Source organism: Geodermatophilus sp. SYSU D00879 (assembly GCF_054050375.1).
This window is the reverse complement of the sequence record NZ_JBJGZF010000034.1, coordinates 1-22064: the sequence shown is the minus strand read 5'-3', so window position 1 is coordinate 22064 and position 22064 is coordinate 1. Positions and strand designations below refer to the sequence as shown.

Genomic DNA, 22064 nt, shown 5'->3' with positions numbered 1-22064 from the left:
GCGCAGCCGGCCGCGGCCCCCGCGCGCGGCCCGCGCCGCCCGGGCCCCCCCCCCCCCCCCCCCCCCCCCCCCCCCGGGGCCGGGGCCCGCCCGCCGCGGGCCGGCGTCAGGCCATCTCGGCCCCGGCCTCCTCGGCCCGCGGCCGCGGCACGGCGGCGGCCGTACCGGGCACACCGAGGCGCTCGGCGATCCGGTCGGCGACCCGCAGCGCGTTGGCGACGATGGTCAGCGTCGGGTTCACCGCGGTGCTCGACACGAAGAACGACGCGTCGGCCACGTACAGGTCCTCGACCTCGTGCATGCGGCAGTCCAGGTCCAGCGGCGCGGTCGCCGGGTCCGGCCCGAAGCGGATCGTCCCGTTCTGGTGCGCGACCCCGCCGATGCCCAGCTGCCCGCCGGCGTACTGGCGGTTCTCGTACACGTCCTGCTCGCAGCGGATGGAGTCCAGCAGGCCCATGAGGCGCATCCGCAGCCGGGCGACCTCGGCGGCGTTGGTGCGGCGGTAGAACAGCCGGATCCCGCCGTCGGCGTCCACGGTCACCCGGTTCTCGTCGAGCGGCAGGTCCTCGGTGGTGAGCCAGAAGTCGATCGAGTGGCGGGCGAGGTCGGCGGGGTCCCGCGCGTCGGGGACGTCGAAGCCGATGAGCACCGCGTCGCTCTTGCCGTTCATCTGGATCGAGCCGACCGGGTACTCCCAGTCCGGGTCGAACGGGTCGGACCAGTAGAGGTCGTTCACGCCGATCGTCTTCTGGAAGCGCGTCGGGTTCGGCGTCTTCGAGAACGCCACCAGGCCGGAGTTGTTGTGCAGCATCAGGTGCCGGCCCACGTGCCCGGAGCCGTTGCCCAGCCCGGCCGGGTGCCGGTCGGACGCCGAGGCCAGCAGCAGCGCGGCCGAGTTGATCGCGCCGGCGGCCAGGACGACGACGTCGGCGGTGTACTCCTCCCGCTCGCCGTCGCGGTCGACGACGATCCGCGAGACCCGGCGGCCCGAGGCGTCGGTCTCCAGCCGCACCACCCGCGCCCGGGTCCGCAGCTCGACGTTCGGGTGGCGCAGCGCCGGTTCCACCGTCATCACCTGGGCGTCGGCCTTGCCGTTGACCAGGCAGGGGAAGCCGTCGCAGGTCGCGCAGCGGATGCACGCCGACAGGTACGGCTGCGCCTCGTCGCGCAGGATGCCGTTCGGCAGGGAGAACGGGTGCAGGCCCGCGGCGGTCAGGTCGGCGCGCAACTGGGCGATCCGCGGCTCGTCGCTGATCGCCGGCCACGGGTACGGGCCGGACGCCGGCGGGTCGTCGGGGTCCTCGCCGCGGGTGCCGTGCACCTGGTAGAGCTGCTCGGCCCGGTCGTACCACGGCGCGAGGTCGGCGTAGGTGACCGGCCACGCCGGCGAGACGCCGTCCACGTGCTGCACGGGCCCGAAGTCCCGTTCCCGGAAGCGGTAGAGGACCGCGCCGTAGAACTTGGTGTTCCCGCCGACGTAGTAGTGCTGCTTGGGTGTGAACCGCCGCCCGTCGGCGCCGTCGGTCCACTGGCCGCTGTTGGCGTAGCGCTTGTCGGCCCACAGCGCCCGCGGGTCCCAGTTCTCGACCTCCCGCGGCAGCCAGTCGCCGCGCTCGAGGACCAGCACCCGTTTCCCGGTGGGTGCCAGCGCCCAGGCGACGGCGCCGCCGCCGGCTCCCGACCCGATGACGACGACGTCGGCGTGCTCGGCCATGGGGTCCTCCTCAGGTGATGGCGAGCGGGGTGACCCAGGCGCCGGTGGCGCCGCGCAGCTTGGCGTGGCTGACGACGAGGCAGAACTCGCGCAGCCCGGCCGCGGCCGCCTCGGCCAACCGCAGGTTCTCCAGCACGACGACGCCGTGCCGGACGTTGAGCGTCTGCGGGACGACGAACGGCTCGCCGGGGTCCTCGGGCGGCACCGGGCCGTGGCTCCAGGTGTCGCAGCCGGTCAGCGCGATCCGCCGCTCCGCCAGCCACCCGGCCAGCTCCAGTCCCGGGCCGGGCTCGCCGGAGGAGTACCGCCCGGGGTCCTCGCTCCAGAACCGCCCCCAGCCGGTGTGGAACAGGACGGCGTCCCCCGGGCGCGGCGTCCGCCCGCCGAGCGCGGCCCGGGCGTCGTCGACCGTGACGACGTCGCCGGGGCCCAGGGCGTCGACCCCGCGGACGGCCGCGACGTCGAGCAGCAGGCCGCGGGTGACCACCTGCGGCAGCGTCTCCACGCCGAGCCGGGCGGTGCCCCACTCCTCGGCGATGTCGGCCAGCCGGTGGCCGTTGTAGGTGCGGTCGCCGACCTGCAGGTGGTTGAGCGCGTCCAGGTGGGTGCCCATCTGCTGGGTGGCGGTGATCTGCTCGACCACCCAGTTCACCCCGTTGCGGCCCCAGCCCTCGGGGCCGCCGCCGTCGGGCCGGCGGCGGTTGACGAAGTGGGCGTTGGTCGTCAGGTAGGAGCGGAACGTCCGCCCGGGGAAGGCCGGGACGTCGGCGTGCAGCACGTGCGCCAGGTCCAGCACCCGTCCGGTGCGCACCAGGGCGACCGCCGCGAGGACGACCTCGGGCGTGATCTCGTTGAGCGCGCCCGCGGCGTCGTCCGGGCCCCAGCGGGAGGGGAACCAGCCCGCCGTCCGCTCGTCGGCGGAGGGCGGGCGGTCCAGCGCCGTCACTCCGAGGACCAGGTGGTCTCGAACGACGGGTAGAGGGTGAGCCCGCCGTCGACGAACAGGGTCTGGCCGGTGACGTAGGCGGCCTCGTCCGAGCAGAGGAACGCGGTGATCGCGGCCATCTCCTCGGCGTCCCCGGCGCGGCGCATCGGGATGTGGCTCTCCACCATCTGCCGCTTGACGGGGTCGTCGATCCAGGACCGGTTGATCGGGGTGACCGTCGCGCCCGGGCCGATGCCGTTGACCCGGATGCCGCGGGCGGCGTACTCGAGGGCGAGGGTGCGGGTGAGGTTCTGCATGCCGCCCTTGGAGACCGAGTAGCCGAGGAAGCGGGGCTTGGGGATCACCTGGTGGACGCTGGAGACGTTGACGATGCAGCCCGGCGAGCCGGTGCCCAGCCACGTGCGGACGGCCTGCCGGCTGCACAGGAACGCGCCGCGCAGGTTGACCGCGAGGACCCGGTCGAAGGCGGCGGCGTCGAGCGCGTCGCTGTCGGCGGCGACCTGGATGCCGGCGTTGTTGACCAGCAGGTCGATCCGGCCGTACTCGCCGAGCGCCTGCTCGAACATGGCGCCGACCTGGCCCTCGGAGGACACGTCGGCGGCCACCAGGATCGGGTGCGTGCCGGCCGCGGACATCTCCTTCATGCAGATCTCCACGCCGTGCTCGATCGCCTCCCGGGTCTCCTCGGCGCCCTCGGGCGCGCCGACGTAGTTGATGGCGACGTCGACGCCCTCCTGCCCGAGGCGGATGGCGATCGCCTGCCCGATGCCGGAGCTGCCGCCGGTGACCAGCGCCTTCTTGCCCTGCAGACCCTTCACGTCCTGCTCCTGTCGGTCAGTGCCCGTGCCCGTCCCTCCGAGAAGGAGGCGACGGCGTCGTCGGGCGTGCGGATGCGGTCGGCGCCGACCAGCGCGCCGAAGGGGGCGTTCCAGAACGGGTCGTCCGACGGCGGCCCCTCGTGCGGGCCGACGTAGAGGTAGGGCTCCGGCGCCGCGTCGTCGCCGGGGGAGACCCCGTAGTTGACGGCGTCGAGGGTGATCGCCAGGTCCAGGTGCTCGGGCCACAGCACCGGCTCGGCCGGCGTGCCGAGCCCGGCGGCGAGGCGGCGCAGCGCGGCGTCGCCGAGGGCCCACCACGCGGCCAGCCGGTGCGCGGCGGCAGCGTCGACCGGCAGCGTCGCGTCCGGGTCGGGGACGGTGGCGGGGGAGTAGCTGCCGCGCAGGCCGAGTTCGACGCCGGCGGCGTCCGCCGCGGCCCCGAGCGTGGTGAGCGGGTGCTGGTGCCGGGCGTCGCCGTCGACGACCACCAGCCGGTCGGCGACGACGGCGAGCTGCCGGTCGCCGACGCCGCGGGTGGTGGCGTAGCCGCCCGGGAACGGGCGCAGCCGGATGGTCCCGGAGGCGGCGAACTGCCCGGCGGCGAGGACGTGCTCGGCGAGCAGGTGCCAGCTGTGCCGGGTCGTGGCCAGCGCCGGCGGCGAGGTGCGGGTCATGCACCCGTCGTCCCGCGCCGGCGCCGTTCGTTACGCGGGCCGGCCGGCTTCCCCGAGCCGCCGGGAGCGGCACCCGACCGTCCGCGGCGGGTCCGGCCGCGCCGTCCTCCGTCGGCGCGGATCGCCCGGGGGGTTACCGTCGCCTGCGGACTGACGGGTTGCGGGCCCCCACGGTGCCGGGGCGCCCGCGGAGGGGCTGAGCCGAGGCGAGTGGACATGTGGCCGTCCGAGTACGACGACGCCGCGGCGGGCCTCTACGACGAGATCGTCCGCGACCTGTACTCAGCCGGGCTGACCGTCTACGGCGTCGCCGCCGGCCTGGGGCCCGGACCGTTCGCCGAGCGCCTGCGGGCAGCCACCGCCGAGCTGGACGACGCCATCAAGCGGATCCGGCTGGCGGTCCTCGCGCTCGCCGACCGGCCGACGACCGACACCGGCAGGTACGCGTCCCGGCTGTTCGACACGATCACCGCGGCCACCCCCGGGCCGGCCGCCGCGCCGACCACCAGCGTCGCGGGGCCCCTCGGCGACCTGCCCGAGCCCGTCGTCGGCGAGCTGCTCGACGTCGTCCGCGCGGTCCTGACCCACCTCGGCGGACACGCCGGTGCCGGCGCCGTCGAGGTCGCGGTGACCGTCGCCGACGGCGGCGTCACCCTGCGGGTGGTCGACGACGGCAGCGGGCCGGCGCTCCCCGACGACGGCAGCCTGGCCGAGCTGCACCGGCGGGCGAGCGCGCGAGGGGGGTCCTGCGTCGTCGAGCCGGGACCTGCCGGTGGCACCCGGCTGACCTGGGCGGTCCCGCTCCGGTAGCGCGGGACCGCCCGTGTCCGGGGAGCCGCCGGCCCGGCCGGCGCCGGTGCTCCCGGCTGCTCAGACCCGCGTCGTCCGGCGGCCGACGGCGGCCTGCACCGGGCCGAGGGCGATGGCCAGGCCGATCGCGGCGCTGATCGCGTGCAGCCAGTTGTCCGCCGCGTTGACCGCCAGGAAGTCCCACGTCTCCCCGATGGCGAACAGGCCGTACACCAGGGCCGCGCCGTAGCCGACGGCGAGCAGCCAGCCGTAGGTGCGCGCGAGGGCGAGGGAGCGGGCCAGGGCGAGTCCGGCGACGCCGATGGCCAGGTGGACCAGGTTGTGCAGCGGGTTGACCTCGAAGCCGAGCAGCTCGTCGCCGGTGTGGGCGGCGAAGTCCTCGAAGCCGGTCACGAAGTAGCCGGCGATGCCGGCGATCGTGTAGACGGCACCGACGACCAGGGCGGCGACCTGCGGCCACGTCCAGGCCCCGGGAGTGCCGACGGTGCGGTCTCGTGCGGACATGGGGTGCCTCCTCGGGAACGTCCGCGGTGCGTGCCCCAGTGCGCCGCCGTGCGCGGGAGCGCGCCAGGGCAGCAGGTCACCGAGGGGCGGGACCTGGGTCGGCGGACGGTGGTGCCGGAGGTCCCCGGTGGCCGGCGGAGGTGGCCGGCGGCCGTCCCCCGGTAGGGCAGGACACCCGGCGGCGCTCGGCCCGCCGGATGCCCGCGCGGCCAGGGTGACCGTCCGGGTGTCGCGGGACCACCGACCTCGGGCCCCACCGCCGGGGACCTCGGTCCCGCCGGCGGGTCCGGGGGCCGGCCGGTGCCCGCCCGGGACCGACGGCGGTGCCCCCGCGGGACGTCCGGTCCTCGCCCGGGGCGCCGGCGCCGCCGACGCTGGAGGACGCCGACCTGCTCGTCTCCCGACGGGAGCAGCCCGATGACCACCCTCCACGTGGACCCCGGCACGACGGCCGTGGCGGAGCCCGACCTCCGCCGCACCGTGGCGCGGACGCTCGGCCGCTGGCCCTCGGCCGGGCTCGCGGTCGCGCTCGTGCGCGGGGACGCCGCCCCGCGGTTCCTCTGCTCCGGCGTCGCCGACGTCGCCTCCGGCCGGCCGGTCGGGGAGGACACCGTGTTCCGGATCGGCTCGCTGACCAAGACGATGACGGCGGTCGCGGTGGTCCAGCTGGCCGAGCGGGGCCTGGTCGACCTGGACGCACCGGCCGCGGACCACCTCCGGGCCGTCCGCCTCGTCCCCGCCCGGGCCGGCATCGCCCAGCCCACGGTCCGCCACCTGCTGACCCACACCGGCGGGATCGGCTACTGGCGGCGGGGCTCGGACCTGCTGCTGCACCCCGGGGCCGGATCCGGCCTCGTCACCCGGGGCGTCGTCCCGCTCGCCGACTACTACCGCGGCGGGCTGCCCGTCGACGTGCAGCCGGGTACGCGGTGGGCCTACAGCAACCACGGCTTCGCCGTCCTGGGCCAACTGGTGGAGGACGTCTCCGGGGAGGCGCTCGACCGGTACCTGCGCGAGCACGTCTTCCGGCCGCTGGGCATGACCGACACCGCCCTCGTCCTCGACGGCCGGCTGCGCTCGGCCCTGGCCACCGGGTACGCGCTGCGCCGGCGCGGGCCGGAGGCGGTCCGGCACCGGGAGGTGCCGACACCCGGGGGCGGCGGGGCGTACTCCACCGCGAGGGACCTGGCCCGCTACGTCGCGGCGGTGCTGCACGGCGGGGCGAACGAGCACGGCCGCGTGCTGAGCGCGGAGTCGGTCGCGTCGATGGTCCGGCCGCACTTCCGGCCCGACCCGCGGGCGGCGGGCATGGGCCTGGGCTTCGAGCCGCACGAGGAGGCCGGCCGCGCGCTCGTCGGCAAGGGCGGCATCGTCGCGGGGTTCCTGTCCGCCATCGACACGGCACCGGACGCGGGCACCGGCGTCGTCGTGCTCACGAACACCGGCGCGCTCGACGGCCGCGGCGCCGCGGAGCCGCTGGCCGGCGCGCTGCTCCGCCTCCTGCTCGCGCTGCCGGAGGACCGGGCGCGGGACGACGTCGTCCCCCACCCGGAGGTGTGGCCGGACCTGTGCGGCTGGTACGCGCCCGACGCCGGCCCGGTGACGGACGTCTTCCCGCACCTGCTCACCGGCGCGGGGTTCGGGGTGTCCGTCCGCCGCGGCCGCCTGGTGCTGGTCCCGCTGACGCCGGCCCGCGTCCTGCCCCGCGCGATGGTGCTCCACCCCGACGACCCCGGCGACCCGCGCGTGTACCGGGTCGAGACCCCGGAGTACGGACGGACCGCCCGGGTGGTGTTCACCGAGGAGGACCCGCCGCGGCTGGTCTTCGACCTGATGTCGTTCGCGAGGCGGCCGGACCGGCAGGACCCGCGCCGGTGGCTCGGGGCCGCCGCGGCCGCCGGGGCGGCGCTCGCCGTCGGCCGGTCGTGGCCGCGGCACCGGGGAGGCTGAGCCCGGGGCAGCAGGGGCGGACCGGGCTCAGCCCGCCGCTGCGTCGAGGGCGCGCACGCGGTCGAGCAGCCGGTCGCGGCGGCGGGTCAGGACGCCGAGCAGCGCCTCCTGCAGCTCCGCCTCCGCGATCGCGGCGCTCCTGTCCTCGGGATCGGTGGCCCCCTCGGCCCGCTGCCCGACCCAGGCGCGGCTCTCCTGCGCCGCCCGCCGGGTCCGCTCGATCTCCGCCTCCACCTGGCGCAGCTCGTCCCGCAGTCGCGACGTGCTCCCGTCCTCCATCGCGGTCTCCTCCCGCTCCGACGGCCTCGCCCTGCAGGGTCACGGTGACCCCGGACGGGAGGCCGCGGGCAGGGGCGGAAGACCCTCCGGCCGGCCGGGCGCCCCCGGCGGGAGCGGTGGCCTCCGGGACGTGCTGCCGGCCGGCGTCGCCGTGCGGCCCGCGGCCCGCGGTGGACAGGGCACTCCGCCCGCGGCCGGGAGGGGCCACCGCCCCTGGAGCGGACCGCACCCGGACCGGCACGGTGACGTCGCGGGGCGGGAGCAGGACGCGCCGGCGAGGAGGCGGACGGCCATGGGCTGGTACGGCTGGGACCACATGAGCGGCTGGGGCTGGTTCACCCTGACCGCCAGCGCCGTGCTGCTCCTCGCCGTGGTGGTGGGCCTGTTCCGGGCGCTGGTGCGGACGGGCGGGGAGCCACCGCCCGCCCCGCCGCGGCCGACGGCCGAGGAGCTGCTGGCCGAGCGTCTCGCGCGCGGGGAGATCGGCGAGGACGAGTACCGCAGCCGGCTGGCGGCGCTGCGCGGTTCGAGCTCCGCCCCGCGGACCCCGGGCTGAGACCGGCGCACCGCCCCGGGACCGGGCGACGCGGCTCCGACGCGCCGGTCCTCCAGCGCGACGCGCCGGTTCCGGTGCGACGCCGTGCGGCGACCCGGTGACATCCGGGGGCTCCGTGCACCAGCCTGGGCGGGCCGGACCCGGGGGACATCCTGAGCGCGCGGATGGGCGGGTGACAGTCAGTGGCAGACCTGACGATCGAACGGGCGTCCGGGGGCCTCGACGACGGCTCCACGCCTCCCCCTCCGGCCCAGCAGCGGCCGTCCGCCCCACCCCCGGCACCCCCCGGCGGCGTCGCGCTCACCCGCCTGCTCGCCCTCGCCCGGCTCACCGCGCCGCAGGCCCTCGAGCTGTCCGCCGGCGTGCTGGAGCAGGCGGCGCAGCTGCCGGTGCCGGACACCGGGAGCGCCGCCCGCGGGCTCCTGGAGCGGCTCGCGGTGGGGACCGACGGGCGGGTGCTCCTCCACCCCTCCGCCACGCCGGCCGGTACCGCCGTCGCCGCGGTCCTCGCCGAGGTCGCGGCCACCGCCCGGTCCCGTCCCGGGGCGGCGGGGGCGGAGGACCCGCTGCTGGACGCGGTCGACGCCGCGGTGGCGGCCCTGCCGGACGCCGGCGTCCCTCCCGTCGCGCGGCGGGTCGCCGAGGCCGCCGCGGCGATCGACCGCGGCGCCGTCCGTGCCGAGCTGGGCGCGCTGGTGCGGTCGATCGCGTCGGGCGGGCCGGTCGGCGCCGCCGCGTCGGCCGCCGTCCGCGGCGCCGTCTCGCGCCCGGTCCGGCGCGAGGCCTCCCGCACCGCGCGGCGGGTCGGGGCGTGGCTGGTCTCGGTCGTGGTGCTCGCCGCGGCGGTCACGACGGAGGTGGTCCTGCTGCGGGACGAGATCGCCGCCGACGTCGACGTGCTCCTGGACGCCGGGCGCAGCGGCGTCGAGCCGACCGCGGAACCCCGACCCGACGGCGTGCCGGTCACCCCGCCGGCCCCGGCGTCGGCCGGCAGCGTGGCCGCGGTCGACCTGCGCGGCCTCGACGCGTGCGAGCCGGGGCAGCCGTGCACCGTGCGGGTGCAGGTGCGGCTCGTCCCCGGCGCCGCGGAGCAGCGGGTGACCTGGTCCTACCTGCTCGTCGACCGCTGCACCGGCGACACCTCCACCGCGCCGGGCGGCACGGTCGCGGTCCCGCCGGGAGGGGAGCGGGCCGAGGCCGTCGGCGTCGTCGCGCTGCCGCCCCTGCCGGCCGTCGCGGTCCTGGCCGTCACGGACCAGCCCGCGACCGCGGCCTCCGCGCCGCTGTCCGTGGGCTCCTGCCCACCCGAGCTCCGCACCCGCTGACCCGACGGGAGAACCGCATGCCGTACTCGGTGCCCCCCGGCCGGCCGGACGACGACGCGGGGGACCGTCGGGCGGGCCGGCGGTGGAGCCGCCGCCAGCGCCGCGTGCTGTGGGCCGTCCCGGAGGACTCCCCGCTGGAGCCGGGCGGGCTGCCCGCCGCCGAGGGCGGACGGGGCCGGACCCGGGAGGAGCGCCGGGAGCGCCGCAGCGCGCTGTTCGACCTGCTCGCCGTGGTCGCCGCCCTCGCCCTGGTCGGGCTGGGGCTGGCCAACCTGTACCTGATCGGCGCGCACGACCTCGCGCTGCGCCAGGGCCTGATCGCCGCCGGGGGCATCCTCGCCCTCGCGGCCTTCTGGCGGGTCCGCGTCCGGTACCTCGGCGTGCTGGGCTGGGTGTCCTACGTCGCGGCCGTCGTCTTCCTCGTCGGCGTCCTCACGGTCGGGGTGACGGTCAAGGGCGCCACCCGCTGGTTCGTCCTGGGCGCCGTCACCTTCCAGCCCTCGGAGCTGGCCAAGCTCGGGCTGCTGCTGGTCCTCGCCGCCGTCCTCGGCTCCGCCCGGCCGGCGTGGCGGCGCTTCGGCCTCGCCGTGCTGCTGGCGGTCGTGCCCATCGGGCTCACCCTGCTCCAGCCGGACCTGAGCACCACCATGCTGCTGGTCGTCCTCACCGCGTCGATGCTCGTCCTCGGCCGGGTGCCCGCGCGCTTCCTGCTCCCGCTGGGCGCCGCGGCCGTGGTCTCCGCCCCGCTGATGATCAGCCTGCTGCAGCCCTACCAGCTGCAGCGCCTGGGCACCTTCCTGGTCGGCGCGCACGAGTCGCCGACCGGCTCGGGCTGGGCGCTGCGGCAGGCGCACATCGCCGTCGCCTCCGGCGGGCTGACCGGGCGGGCCGACGACCCGCTGCGCGAGCTGCGCGCCGAGTACCTGCCCGAGGGGCAGACCGACCTCGCGCCGGCCAGCCTGGTCGGGCAGTGGGGCCTGGTCGCGGGCGCCGCGGTGGTGCTCGCCGTCGTCGTCCTCGTCTGGCGGCTCGCGCTGGCCAGTCGCCGGGCGCGCTCGCCGCAGGCCGCGCTGGTCGGCGGCGGGCTGGCGATCCTCATGGGCGTCGAGACCGTCGTCTCGATCGGGGCCAACCTCGGGCTGCTGCCCCTGGCCGGCGTGCCGTTCCCGCTGCTCAGCTACGGCGGGACGGCGCTGGTCGTGCACCTGGCCGCGATCGGCGTCGTGCTGGGCGTCCGCCGGGACAGCGCCCGCCGCCGGCTGTGGGCGACGCCGGGCCGGCGCAACCCGCGCCCGCGGCTGCTCCGGCTGGCCGCGGCCGCCCTCTCGGTGCTGCTCGTCGCCTTCGGGCTCTACGGCTGGCGGATGCAGGTCACCCGGGGCGAGGAGCTCACGCTCGCCGGCGAGGAGCAGATGACCCGCTGCATCCGGCTGCCCGCGCCCCGCGGCGCCATCACCGACCGGCACGACGCCCCGCTGGCCGTCGACGCCGCGGCCGCCGGCACCGGGGTGGACCGGGTGCTCGTGGTGCCCGCCCTGGTGCGCGACGACGCCACGGCCGTCGAGCGGCTCGCCGGCCTGACCGCCCGCCCGCCCGCCGAGCTGCAGGCCCAGCTGGACGCGGCGGAGGCCACCACGCTGTCCCTGCCGGTGGCCGAGGTGCCCCGCCCCGTCGGCGACGCCGTCACCGCCGCCGGCATCGCGGGCGTGGTCGTCGTCCCCGAGCCGCGGCGGGCGTACCCCGAGGGTGCCGCGCTGGGGCCGGTCCTCGGGTTCGTCGGTGTGGCCACCCCCGAGTCCGAGGCGCGTTGGCCCGGGCTGCCCAACGGCGAGATCGTCGGCCGGGCCGGCCTGGAGCTGCAGTACGACGCCGTGCTGCGCGGCACCAACGGCCGCCAGTGCGTGTACGTCGACCCGGCGGGCGTGCCCGTCGCGCTCGGCCAGCGGGTGGAGCCGGTGCCGGGTGCCGACCTGCGGCTGTCGCTGGACGTCGGCCTGCAGCGGCGGCTCTACGACGGGCTGGTGACCACGCTGGCCGGCCAGCGACGGCCGGTGGGGGCCGTCGCGGCCGCCGTCGCGATGGACCCCCGCTCGGGACAGGTGCTGGCCATGGCCAGCGCCCCCTCCTTCGACAACAGCGTCTGGGGACCGCCGGCCGACACCGCCGCGCTCGCGGCGGTGAGCGAGGCACCCGGGTCACCGACGCTCGAGCACGTGACCCAGGCGGCCCTGCCCCCCGGGTCCACGTTCAAGCTGGTGGTGGCCGCGGCCAACCAGGCGCACGCCACCTGGGACCCCCGCCAGGTCGTCCCGACCGGCGGCAGCTTCACCTACGGCGGTCACACGTTCGGCAACTGGAAGCCGATGGGGCCGATGGACCTGGTCGGTGCGATCGCCATGTCCAACGACGTCTACTTCTACAAGCTGGCCCTCGCGCTCGGGCCCGAGGCGATCGCCGAGACCGCCCAGGCGCTGGGGGTGGGGGAGCGGACCGGGATCGACCTGCCCGGCGAGTCCGCGGGCTACCTCGGCACCCCGGAGTCGGTGGAGGCCGACGGCGGCACCTGGTACGGCGGGTCGACCGTCATCCTCGGGATCGGCCAGGGCGAGATCCAGGTCACCCCGCTGCAGAACGCCCGGTGGACCGCCGCCGCGGCCACCGGCCAGCTGGTCACCCCCCGGCTGGGGATGGCGATCGGGACGGCGGACTCGGGGTGGAGCGCGCTGCCGACGCCGGCCGCCACGCCGCTGCCCTTCGCCGCGGCGCTCGGGCCGGTGCGGGAGGGCATGCGTGCGGTGGTGACCTCCGGCACGGGCGCCCGGTACGCCGACCTGCCCGCGCCGGTCGGCGGGAAGACCGGCACCGCGCAGGACGGCGGCCTGGCCGACGACGAGTACGACTACTGGATGACCGCCGCGGCCCCGATGGACGCTCCCGAGATCGTGGTCACCACCCTGGTGCAGGCGCCGTCCTCCGCGCCGAGCAGCGCGGGGAACGTCGCCGAGGACGGGCTCCGGTACTACTTCGACAACCGGGACGGCGTGCTGGCCACCGGCCCGGTGCAGGCTCCCTGACCCTCAGCGGCGGCCGTAGGCCGACAGCAGCGCCCGGTTGCGCAGCGCCCGCGCGGCGCCGTCGGCCACGCAGGTCAGCGGCTCCTCGGCCGGCTTGACCGGCAGGCCGAGCACCCGCTCCAGCTCCTGCGGGAGGCCGGGCAGCAGGGAGGACCCGCCGAAGACGAGCACGCCCTCGCCCATCACGTCGGCGATCGCCTGCGGCGGGAGGTCGTCCAGGCAGGGCGCCAGGGTCCGCACGATGTCGTCGACGACCGGGCGCAGCGCCTCGGTCACCTCCGCCGCCGGGACGGTGGCCAGCCGCGGCCGGCCGGTGACGCCGTCCCGGCCCTGGACGACGAGCGGCTCGTCCCCGGCCGAGGAGAGCCGGACCTTGAGCGCCTCCGCCTCCAGGTCGCCGACCAGCAGCTGGTGCTGCTCGCGCAGGAACCGGGCGACGGCCAGCGTCATCTCCTCGCCGCCGGTCTTGCTGGTCCGGGAGGCGAGCACGCCGCCGTAGCAGAACGCGACCGCCTCGGCCCGCCCGCCGCCGACGTCGACGACCATGTGCACCCGCCGCTCCAGCGGGTCGAGGCCGCAGCCGACGGCGCCGGCGACCGCCTCGTCCAGCGCGGTCACCGGCCGGATGCCCGCCTCCTCGGCGGCCTCCAGCAGCGCCCGGTGCTCCAGCGCGCTGGACCCGACCGGCACCGTGACCACCGCGCGGACGGGCATCCGCCACAGCCGCTGGCCCGCCGCCCGCAGCACCGCGCGCAGGTAGGTCCGGGTGGTCTCGAGGTCGGTGACCACGCCGTCGTCGAGGGGGCGCACCGCGGCGTACCGGGACGGCGCGCGGCCGAGCAGGTCGGCGGCCTCCCGGCCGACGGCCAGCACCCGGTCGCGGCGGCCGCTGCCGCGGCGCACGAGCATGACGGTCGGTTCGTCGTAGAGGATCCCGCGGCGCACGTCGCTCACGACGGTGGTGGCGGTGCCGAGATCGATCCCGAGCTCCACGCGGTGCCTCCTGACCCCCGGGTGCCCGGACAGTCTGGCGGCGGGCCCGGGTCCGGTCCAGATGCCCCGGCGCGCCCCGACGGAGGTCCTGCCGACCGCGGACCTCCGGCCTGTGCCGGAGGTGCCGGTCCCCTCTACCGTGCCACCGTGCCGGGGAGTGGGGAGCCCGACGGGACCGCCGGGCGCGACGTGCCGGCCGCCCCGCCGCCCGCTGCCGCGCCCCCGGTGACGCCCCCGGTGACGCCGCCCGTGACGCCGCCTGCCACGCCCCCCGTCCCGGCCGACGGCGCGACACCCGGCCGCTGGGGTGCCGAGCCGCCCTGGCTGCGCCGGGTCCTGCTCCTGGTGCTCCTCGCCGTCGCCGCCTACCAGGTGGCGGCCTGGTCGTTCACCCACCTCCGGAGCTTCCTCGGCCTCGTGTTCCTCGCCTGGATGTTCTCGATCAGCATCGAGCCGGCCGTGCACGCCCTCACCCGCCGGGGCCTGCGCCGCGGGGCCGCGACCGGCCTGGTGATGCTCGCCGTGGTGCTCCTCGCGATCGGCCTGGTGGCCGCGTTCGGCACCCTGCTGGTCGACCAGCTCGCGGGGCTGGTCACCTCGCTGCCCGACGTCGTCCGCAGCCTGGTGGACGCGGTCAACCGGACCTTCGGCACGCAGCTGGAGGCCGCCGACGTCGTCGACTCCCTGCAGCTCACCCCCGAGCGGGTCCAGCAGGTCGTCGAGGACCTCACCCCGGGCGTCCTCGGGTTCGTGACGACGGTGATCGGCGCGATCTTCCAGACGCTGACGTTCCTGCTGTTCGCCTTCTACATGTCCGCGCAGGCCCCCGCGCTGCGGGACACCGTCTCCCGCCGCTTCCCGCCCCGCCAGCAGCGGGTGATCGCCACCGTCTGGGAGATCGCGGTGGAGAAGACCGGCGGCTTCGTGTTCTCCCGGTTCCTGCTGGCCCTGCTCAGCGCGTTCGTCACCGCGGTGTTCCTGGCGGTGCTGGGCGTGCCGTTCTGGCTGCCGCTTGCACTGTGGACCGGCCTGGTGTCGCAGTTCATCCCCACCGTGGGGACCTACCTCGCGATCGGCCTGCCGGCGGTCGTGGCGCTGGCCGGGCAGCCGTCGGACGCGCTGTGGGTCGTGGTCTTCGGCACCGTCTACCAGCAGGTGGAGAACTACCTCGTCGGGCCGCGGATCACCGCGCGCACGGTGCACGTGCACCCGGCGGTCGCCCTCGGCTCGGTGATCGTCGGGGTGAGCCTGCTCGGGCCGATGGGCGCGCTGGTGGCCATCCCGGTCGTCGCCGCCGTCGAGTCGGTGGTGGAGACCTACGGGCGGCGCTACGAGCTCGTCGTGGACGACCCCCCGGCCGGGCCCCGCCCCCGGCCGCGCCGGTGGCGGCTGCGGAAGCCGCCGCACTGACGCGGACGGCACGCCGGCGGTCAGCCGGCAGGGGTGCCCGGGGCCGCCGCGGCCGGCGTGGACCGCGGGACGGCGGCGAACAGGTCGACCAGGCCGTCCCAGCGGTTGCGCCGGCCCGGCGGGAACCGGCGCAGCGCGCGCTCGGCGCGGGGGCTGCCCGGCGCGTAGCGGCGCCGGGCCCACGGGGACGCCGGCCGGGCCAGCCGCACCGCGCCGACGAGCGCGACCAGCGGCACGAACACCCCCACCACGCCGAGCACGACGCGGCCCTTGAGGACGGCGACCAGCGCGAACACCAGGTTGACCGCCACGGTCAGGGCGAGCGCGACCTCGCTGTCGGCGTCGTCGGCGTCGAACGGGTTGGCACCGGCCAGCAGCAGGACGCCGACGACGAGCGCGATGAGCACCGCGTCCACCGAGCTGCGGCCCTCCCGGGACCAGTACACGTCCTCCAGGTGCAGCCACAGGGCGAACTCGTCGAGGGTCAGGGCCGCGCCGGCGCCGAAGAGCACCGCGACCAGGACGGCGCCGGCCCCCTCGGGGCGGTAGGTGAACTCGACGGTCCCGGTGCCCAGCAGCAGGAAGATCCCGTAGACCTCGTGGTGCAGGTGCACCCCGCCCACGCTGGCGTCCCGGAACGGCCCGCGGCCGAGGCGGATGGCGTGCGTGACGAACCGGGTGACGAGGAAGGTCACCAGGAAGCCGAGCACCAGCCAGGCGACGAGCTCGCGCCGCCCGCTGACCACGGGCAGGACCTCCAGCTCCAGCTCCACGGCACCTCCCGCGCGCGTGGGTGCGACCGCCTCGCGTGGGTGCGACCGCCTCCCGCGATCGTGCCGTGCCCGCCCCCGCCACGGGGCCACCGAGGCCGCGGCGGGCTCCCCGGCCCGGTCCCCGGGTCAGCCGGTGGCGGGCAGGTGCACGAGGTCGAGGACGGCGCGGGCGGTGCTGCCGGGCGGCGCGACGAGGGTCAGCGCGTGGCCGTGCCCGGCGAGCTGGTCGCGCATCCGGTGCAGCACCTGCACGCCGGCGCTGGCGAGCAGCGTCACCTCGCTGAGGTCGACGGTCAGCGGCAGCACCCCGCCGCGGGAGGCCGCGGCCAGCTGCCGGGCCAGCGCCTCGACCGAGGTGACGTCCACCGGCCCGGACACCCGCAGCCGCACGTCGCGGGAGGCCGGCCCGCCGTTCCCACCGCCCGAGGCGACGTCGACGGCGAACGGCGGGCGGGCGACGGGTGCGGCGTCGCGGCCGATGTCGGAGCCGAGCATCGCCGGCCGGTGCAGCCGGTGCCGCAGCGTCACCACCGTGCCGGCGTCGGCCGGGCCGGCGCCGCGCTGCACGTGCAGGAAGTCGGTGAGCTGCTGGGCCATGAGCAGTCCCCGGCCGCGGTGGGTGGCCCCGGGGTCCGGGTCGCGCCAGCTGCCCTCGTCGGTCACGCGGCACTCCAGCACGCCGTCGGGCAGCAGGGCGGCGTCCACCCGGACCGGCCCGGGCAGCCCCGGTGGGTAGGCGTGGTCGACGGCGTTGGCGATCGCCTCCCACATCGCCAGCTCGACGGCGTCGCGGTCGTCGTCGGCCGGGTCCAGCCCGTCCAGCCACGCGTCGACGGTGCGCCGCAGCCCGCGGATGCCGCCGTGGGCGGTGGTCGTCCCGGTGTGCAGCGGGGGCACCGGCTCGGGCAGGCGGTGGGCGGCGAGGGTGGTGACGTCGTCGTCGTAGCCGGTGCGGGTGAGCAGCTCGACGGTCAGCCGGCAGACCCGCTCGGCGGGGCCGCCGCGGGCGTCGAGAGGCGCCTGCCCGGTCGCGGCGTCGGCGGCGACCTTCGCCAGCTCCGCCATGCCGTCGGCGATGCTGCGGTGCGGCCGCTCGACCAGCCCGTCGCTGTAGAGCAGCACCAGCTCCCCGGGCGCCAGCGTGCCGCGCGACAGCGCCGGCGCGGTGCCGGGGACGCCGGTGCCCAGCGGCTCGCCGCCGAGGTCGGCGAGGAAGCGGGTGGACCCGTCGGGGGCGACGACCACCGGCGGGGGCTGCCCGCAGCAGGCGTAGGTGAGGTCGCCGGTGGCCGGGTCGAGCACGACCAGCGCCACGGTCGTGGCCCGCAGCCGCGGGCTGCGCGCGGCGAACGCGTCCGCGCGGGCCAGCGCCTGGGCCGGCCCGGCGCCGGTGACCAGCGCGTCGGAGAGCACCGCCCGCAGCTGCCCCATCGCCGCCGACGCCGCGACCCCGTGCCCGACGACGTCGCCGACGACGAGCGCGACGCCGCCGCCGGGCAGCGGGACCGCGTCGAACCAGTCCCCGCCGGCCACCTGGTCGCGGTCGGCGACCAGGTACCGGGCGGCGATCCGGGCGCCGGGCAGCACCGGCAGGTCGGTGGGCAGCAGGGCCTCCTGCAGCGCGGTGACCACGTCGCGGGCGTCGCGGGCCCGCCGCTCGGCGTCGGCGGCCTGCTCCTGGGCGGCCTGCCGGGCCCGCACGGACTCGGTGACGTCGTAGGCGTAGGTGGCCACGCCGCTCACCCGACCGTCGACGGCGCGCGTCGGCGCCATGTGGAAGTCGAGGTAGACCTCCTGCAGCTCGCCGGTGCCGCCGAGGTCGACCTGCAGCCGCCACTCCCGCGCCACCCGGCTGCGGCCGGTGGCGTACACCTCGTCGACCAGCTCGAAGACGTGCTGCCCCGCCAGCTCCGGCAGCGCCGACCGGATCGGCGCCCCGACCAGCTCGTCCCGGCCGAAGAACGACCGCATCGCCGCGTTGGCCGCCACCACGGTGTGCTCGGGTCCGGCGTAGACGGCGAGGATCAGCGGCACCTGGTCGAACGCGGCGCGGACGACGCCGGCGTCCCCGACCGTGCGCGCCAGCCGTTCCTCCGCGTCCGGCCCGGGGACGCCGTCCGCGGGCGCCCTGCCGGTCGCGTCGGCGTCCGCTCCGCCGTGGTCGGTCACACCGTCACCCATCGCAGTTCCGACCCGGGGCGGTCGCACCGCGGGCCCCGCGCTTACCCGGGCCGCGGCCCGGTTCACGCATCGGCCGGGTCCGTTCCGCGCCGGGTGTGGCCGAGCACACAGCGGGGTGCGGCCCGGGCCGCCGGGATCCCCCGTCAGGGGTGAGGCGGGACGCCGCCGCGTCCCGACCATGGGCGCATGCCCACCGGTCAGCGCCCCGGACCACCCCTGCACGGCCGCGTCGAGCGGTCCGCGTCCTGAGCCGGCCGGGCGACGGGACCCGGGGAGGCCGCCGTGGGCTGGGTGGTGCTCACCGTGCTGGGCCTGGTGCTGGAGCTGGCCCTGGTCGTCGCGCTGGCCCGTGCGGTGACCCGCCGCGACGAGGAGCGAGCGGCCCTGGACGGCACCCGCCCGCCGCTCGCGGGCTCCCCGGACCCGGCGCGGACCCCGGGAGGCTGACGACCCCGGTCCGCGCGCAGGCCCCGCGGTGAGGCCGCCGCGCTGCGGGCCGCGGCCCGGGCCGGTTGGATCCCGGCTCGAGCTCGGCGACCGAGTAGGCGCAGCTCCGGTAGGTCTCCAGGGGAACTGCCGGATCACCAGCTCCGGCCGGGCGAGGACGAGCTCGGCGGCGGCGGGGTCGGTGTCCCGGTCGTACTCGGCGGCCCCGGCCGCCCGTGCGCCGCCGACCCGGACCAGGGTCGGCCGGGTCGCGATGTCGGGCGCCTCCGCCGACCAGGTCGACCGGCTCCCGGGCCAGCGCCGAACCCCGCTCCGCGGTCGACCCCGGCGGGCCGAACAGCGGGTCGAGGAAGGGGCTGGTGACGGCGACCACCCGGTTGGTCGGGGACAGCAGGTGGCGGGCCAGGGCGACGAGGCCGTCGGGGTCCCCGGCCCGGTCGTCGTCGACGACGACCCGGCACTGCCCGGCGAGGCGCAGCCGTCCTCCGTGCTCCACCCGGGGTCCTCCGGTCCGCCGCGGCGGGTCCCGCGGGCCGCTCCACCCTGCCCCGCGGGCCCGCCGGACCCCAGGCCCGTGCCGTCGAGCGGGACGCCGCCGTGCCGCGACGTCCGCCGGCGTCAGGTCCGGGCCGGCGCCTCGGACGGCGACGCCGCGGGCGCGGGCGGCACCTCCGGCTCGTCGAGGCGGTGCGCCAGCCGGCCGGGCCACCACATCCACCGGCCGACGTCGAGGGTCAGCGCGGTCACCAGCACCGACCGCACGACGATCGTGTCGAGCAGCACCCCGAGCGCCACCGCGATGCCCAGCTGGGTCAGGAAGGTCAGCGGCAGGGTGCCGAGCACCGCGAACGTGGCCGCGAGCACCAGGCCCGCCGAGGTGATCACGCCGCCGGTGGCGGCCAGGCCGACGAGCGCGGCCCGCCGGGTGCCGTGGTCGGCGGACTCCTCCCGCACCCGGGTCATCAGGAAGATGTTGTAGTCGATCCCGAGGGCGACGAGGAACACGAAGACGAACAGCGGGAACGAGCTGTCGGTCGCGGTCACCCCGAGCACCCAGTCGAAGACCAGGGCGCTCAGGCCGAGCGCGGCGCCGAAGGACAGCACCACCGTCGCGATGAGGATCAGCGGCGCGACCAGCGCCCGCAGCAGCAGGCTCAGGACGACGAGCACCACCAGCATGATCAGCGGGATCACGACGCGGTTGTCCCGCTGCGAGGCGGTCTGGACGTCGAGGTTGAGCGCCGTCGTCCCGCCGACCAGCGCCTGCCCGTCACCGACGTCGTCGAGCGAGGTGCGCAGCTGCTCGACGGTGGCGGCGGCGGCCGCGCTGTCGAACGGGTCGGCGAGCGAGGCCTCGAGCAGCGCGCCGTCCCCGACGACCTGCGGGGGAGCGACGGCGGCGATGCCGTCGTCCCCGGCCACGGCGGCGGCGACCGCCTCGGCGTCGCCGGCCGTCGTCACCACGACCACCGGGTTCCCGGCGACGGCGGGGAAGTGCTCCGCGGCGACCTCCTCGCCGGAGATCGACTCCGGCGTCCCGCGGAAGCCCTCGGCCTGGGTCAGGCCGCTCGGGTCCAGCCGGAGGACGCCGAGGCAGGCGATCAGCAGCAGCGCGCTGGTGACCATCCAGGTGGCCCGGGGGCGCGGCCGGATCCAGGCCCCGACGCGCGCCCACCACCCGGTGGCGCTCGGCTCGGCGCTGCCGAAGGCGGGCCGCACCGGCCAGAAGACCCACCGGCCGCAGATCACCAGCAGCGCCGGCAGCAGCGTCATCAGCACGACGAGGGTGACGGCGACACCGATCGCGGCGACCGGCCCGAGGCCCGCGGTGGAGTTCATCTCCGCGGCGACCAGGCACAGCATGCCGAGGACCACCGTGCCGGCGCTGGCCACCACCGCCGGGCCGGCCCGGTGCACTGCCTCGGTCATCGCCTCGTGCCGGTCGGTGTGCAGCCGCAGCTCCTCCCGGTACCGGGCGACCAGCAGGAGGGCGTAGTCGGTCCCCGCCCCGACGACCAGGACGGTGAGGATGCTCGCGCTCTGCGCGTTGACCGTGAGGTCCGCGTACCGGGCCAGCAGGTAGACGACCGCCTGGGCGCAGACCAGCGCGATGACCGCCGAGAAGATCGGCAGGACCCACAGGACCGGGCTGCGGTAGGTCAGCAGCAGGATCACGATGACGACGCCGAGGGCGGCGAACAGCAGCGTGCCGTCGATCCCGGCGAAGGCCTCCGAGGAGTCGGCCGCGTTGCCCGCGGGACCGGTCACCCACGTCCCGAGCCCGTCGGGGGCCTGCGACGCCTCGGCGCGGATGTCGTCGACGATCGGGGCGATGGCCTCCCACCCGTCCGGCCCGACGTCCAGGGGGACGACGAGTTGCACGGCCTGCCCGTCCTCGGCCGGGATCGGGCCCACCACGCTGCCGGAGAGCGCGTCGAGCTCCCCGAAGGCGCCCACGTCCTCCTGGACGGCGGCGAGGTCCTCCTCGGTCAGGCCGGACGTCCGTTCGTAGACGACCACGGCGGGGATGAGGTCGGGGTTCGCGCCGAGCCCGCGCTGCAGCTCCAGCACGCGGGTGGACTCCGCCTCCTGCGGCAGCCAGGCGGCGATGTCGTTCTCCTGCTCGCCGGTGAGCCCGCCGGCCAGGGGAGCGGCCGCCGCGGCGAGCGCCAGCCAGACGACGAGGATGACCCACTTCAGCCGTGGGGAACTGACACGGGACGCGTACGACCTGCCCATGACCGGGCCCTCCGGGACACCGGGCCGGCGGACCCGGACGGGGACTGTCGGGCCGGACGCTAGCGACGGGCCCGGTGGCCCGTCAGCGACATTGGTCCCCGGTGATCGCACCGGGCGGCCCTACCGGGCGTGGGCCTCGCCCTCGTGACCGGCCTCTCGCCCGCCGTGACCGGCGCCGACTCCTGCGCCGCGCGCACCGGACGGTCTGCGGGGCCAGGAGTGGGGGAGGACAGTCCCTCGTGTGACGGAACCGGAGCAGACCCCCGACGTCGAGCAGCGGCTGGCGAGCGAGACCGATCCGGAGCGGCACCGCGCGCCGTCCGAGGGCGTGCCGCAGGACCTGTCCGACGACGACGCGGAGGACGCCCCGCCCTCCTGACCCACCCGGTGAGGAGGTGTGGCTCAGACCTCGGCGGACCCCCGTGCAGAGCCCGTCTGGGGGCGTGTATGGTTCTTTCTGCACCGAGCGAGAACGGACCGGGCCGGAAGGCGCGGGAAACCGCCGGGCCGGCCTGGGGGTCGGACTGTTGCGGAGCCGGTGCTAGAGTGGGGTCACCGCCTCGGACGAGGGCCTGCAAAGGGCCGGAGTACGAGCGCGTCCGCTCCTTGAGAACTCAACAGCGTGCCGAAAGTCAGTGCCAAGTAACAAACCCCCGGCGCTGCACCGTGTGGTGGAGCGCAGGGATTCCTTTGGTTGATGGATATCGCGATCTGTCAGGTCGCGGTTCTCAGCCGGTTTCAAATCATCTACGGAGAGTTTGATCCTGGCTCAGGACGAACGCTGGCGGCGTGCTTAACACATGCAAGTCGAACGCTGAACCCCGCTTGCGGGGGGATGAGTGGCGAACGGGTGAGTAACACGTGGGCAACC

18 protein-coding genes and 1 rRNA gene are annotated in these 22064 nt (G+C 77.0%); 9 read left to right on the top strand and 10 right to left on the bottom strand.

Annotation, left to right across the window (positions count from 1 at the left end; translation table 11 throughout):
* Positions 1-106: 106 nt before the first annotated feature.
* Genes ACI79B_RS22895 through ACI79B_RS22880 form a run of 4 tightly spaced genes read right to left on the bottom strand, consistent with a single transcriptional unit; the run spans position 107 to position 4152 of the window.
* The gene (locus ACI79B_RS22895; protein ID WP_456927125.1) at positions 107-1714 is read right to left on the bottom strand and encodes a GMC oxidoreductase; all 1608 of its coding nucleotides are present in this window, start codon (positions 1712-1714) and stop codon (positions 107-109) included.
* 10 nt (positions 1715-1724) lie between these two features.
* Positions 1725-2660: a cyclase family protein gene (locus ACI79B_RS22890; RefSeq protein ID WP_456927123.1), complete on the bottom strand. Its 936-nt coding sequence runs from the start codon at positions 2658-2660 to the stop codon at positions 1725-1727.
* On the bottom strand, positions 2657-3478 hold the full coding sequence (locus ACI79B_RS22885; protein ID WP_456927122.1) for a glucose 1-dehydrogenase: 822 nt from the start codon (positions 3476-3478) through the stop codon (positions 2657-2659). The genes ACI79B_RS22890 and ACI79B_RS22885 overlap by 4 nt, the downstream gene beginning before the upstream one ends.
* Complete coding sequence (locus tag ACI79B_RS22880; protein ID WP_456927121.1) at positions 3475-4152, bottom strand: hypothetical protein; 678 nt, start codon at positions 4150-4152, stop codon at positions 3475-3477. The genes ACI79B_RS22885 and ACI79B_RS22880 overlap by 4 nt, the downstream gene beginning before the upstream one ends.
* 216 nt (positions 4153-4368) lie before the next feature.
* Between ACI79B_RS22880 and ACI79B_RS22875 the strand changes: the two genes are divergently transcribed.
* Positions 4369-4962, top strand: a complete 594-nt coding sequence (locus ACI79B_RS22875; RefSeq protein WP_456927120.1) for a sensor histidine kinase — start codon at positions 4369-4371, stop codon at positions 4960-4962.
* Between the two features lie 60 nt (positions 4963-5022).
* Here ACI79B_RS22875 and ACI79B_RS22870 read toward each other — a convergent pair whose 3' ends face one another.
* Positions 5023-5466 (bottom strand): DUF4383 domain-containing protein, encoded by a 444-nt coding sequence (locus tag ACI79B_RS22870; RefSeq protein WP_456927119.1) that lies wholly within the window; start codon positions 5464-5466, stop codon positions 5023-5025.
* A 417-nt stretch (positions 5467-5883) separates the two neighbouring features.
* On the opposite strand from ACI79B_RS22870, the gene ACI79B_RS22865 reads away from it, so the two are divergent.
* Positions 5884-7416, top strand: coding sequence for a serine hydrolase domain-containing protein (locus ACI79B_RS22865; protein WP_456927118.1), 1533 nt, complete (start codon positions 5884-5886; stop codon positions 7414-7416).
* 27 nt (positions 7417-7443) lie between these two features.
* On the opposite strand, the gene ACI79B_RS22860 is transcribed toward ACI79B_RS22865, so the two are convergent.
* Positions 7444-7695: a hypothetical protein gene (locus ACI79B_RS22860; protein ID WP_456927117.1), complete on the bottom strand. Its 252-nt coding sequence runs from the start codon at positions 7693-7695 to the stop codon at positions 7444-7446.
* Positions 7696-7987: 292 nt separating this feature from the next.
* On the opposite strand from ACI79B_RS22860, the gene ACI79B_RS22855 reads away from it, so the two are divergent.
* From ACI79B_RS22855 to ACI79B_RS22845, 3 genes are all read left to right on the top strand, one after another.
* Entirely contained in the window at positions 7988-8251 is a 264-nt protein-coding gene (locus ACI79B_RS22855) for a hypothetical protein (protein WP_456927116.1), read from the top strand.
* Between the two features lie 182 nt (positions 8252-8433).
* Positions 8434-9576 (top strand): hypothetical protein, encoded by a 1143-nt coding sequence (locus tag ACI79B_RS22850; protein ID WP_456927114.1) that lies wholly within the window; start codon positions 8434-8436, stop codon positions 9574-9576.
* A gap of 17 nt (positions 9577-9593) precedes the next feature.
* Positions 9594-12650: an FtsW/RodA/SpoVE family cell cycle protein gene (locus ACI79B_RS22845; RefSeq protein WP_456927113.1), complete on the top strand. Its 3057-nt coding sequence runs from the start codon at positions 9594-9596 to the stop codon at positions 12648-12650.
* 3 nt (positions 12651-12653) lie between these two features.
* On the opposite strand, the gene ACI79B_RS22840 is transcribed toward ACI79B_RS22845, so the two are convergent.
* Positions 12654-13643: a rod shape-determining protein gene (locus tag ACI79B_RS22840; protein ID WP_456927112.1), complete on the bottom strand. Its 990-nt coding sequence runs from the start codon at positions 13641-13643 to the stop codon at positions 12654-12656.
* Between the two features lie 147 nt (positions 13644-13790).
* Here ACI79B_RS22840 and ACI79B_RS22835 point away from each other — a divergent pair, with 147 nt between their 5' ends.
* The gene (locus tag ACI79B_RS22835; RefSeq protein ID WP_456927111.1) at positions 13791-15053 is read left to right on the top strand and encodes an AI-2E family transporter; all 1263 of its coding nucleotides are present in this window, start codon (positions 13791-13793) and stop codon (positions 15051-15053) included.
* A 20-nt stretch (positions 15054-15073) separates the two neighbouring features.
* Here the strand turns inward: ACI79B_RS22835 and ACI79B_RS22830 are convergent, their stop codons facing one another.
* Positions 15074-15826, bottom strand: coding sequence for a hypothetical protein (locus tag ACI79B_RS22830; protein WP_456927110.1), 753 nt, complete (start codon positions 15824-15826; stop codon positions 15074-15076).
* Between the two features lie 126 nt (positions 15827-15952).
* Positions 15953-18007: a SpoIIE family protein phosphatase gene (locus ACI79B_RS22825; RefSeq protein WP_456927109.1), complete on the bottom strand. Its 2055-nt coding sequence runs from the start codon at positions 18005-18007 to the stop codon at positions 15953-15955.
* Between the two features lie 282 nt (positions 18008-18289).
* Between ACI79B_RS22825 and ACI79B_RS22820 the strand changes: the two genes are divergently transcribed.
* Positions 18290-18454, top strand: coding sequence for a hypothetical protein (locus ACI79B_RS22820; RefSeq protein ID WP_456927108.1), 165 nt, complete (start codon positions 18290-18292; stop codon positions 18452-18454).
* A gap of 618 nt (positions 18455-19072) precedes the next feature.
* Here the strand turns inward: ACI79B_RS22820 and ACI79B_RS22815 are convergent.
* On the bottom strand, positions 19073-21193 hold the full coding sequence (locus tag ACI79B_RS22815; protein WP_456927107.1) for an MMPL family transporter: 2121 nt from the start codon (positions 21191-21193) through the stop codon (positions 19073-19075).
* Between the two features lie 241 nt (positions 21194-21434).
* On the opposite strand from ACI79B_RS22815, the gene ACI79B_RS22810 reads away from it, so the two are divergent.
* Both ACI79B_RS22810 and ACI79B_RS22805 read left to right on the top strand, forming a co-directional pair.
* Positions 21435-21572: a hypothetical protein gene (locus ACI79B_RS22810; protein ID WP_456927106.1), complete on the top strand. Its 138-nt coding sequence runs from the start codon at positions 21435-21437 to the stop codon at positions 21570-21572.
* A 367-nt stretch (positions 21573-21939) separates the two neighbouring features.
* Positions 21940-22064 (top strand): 16S ribosomal RNA (locus ACI79B_RS22805); the annotation flags it as partial.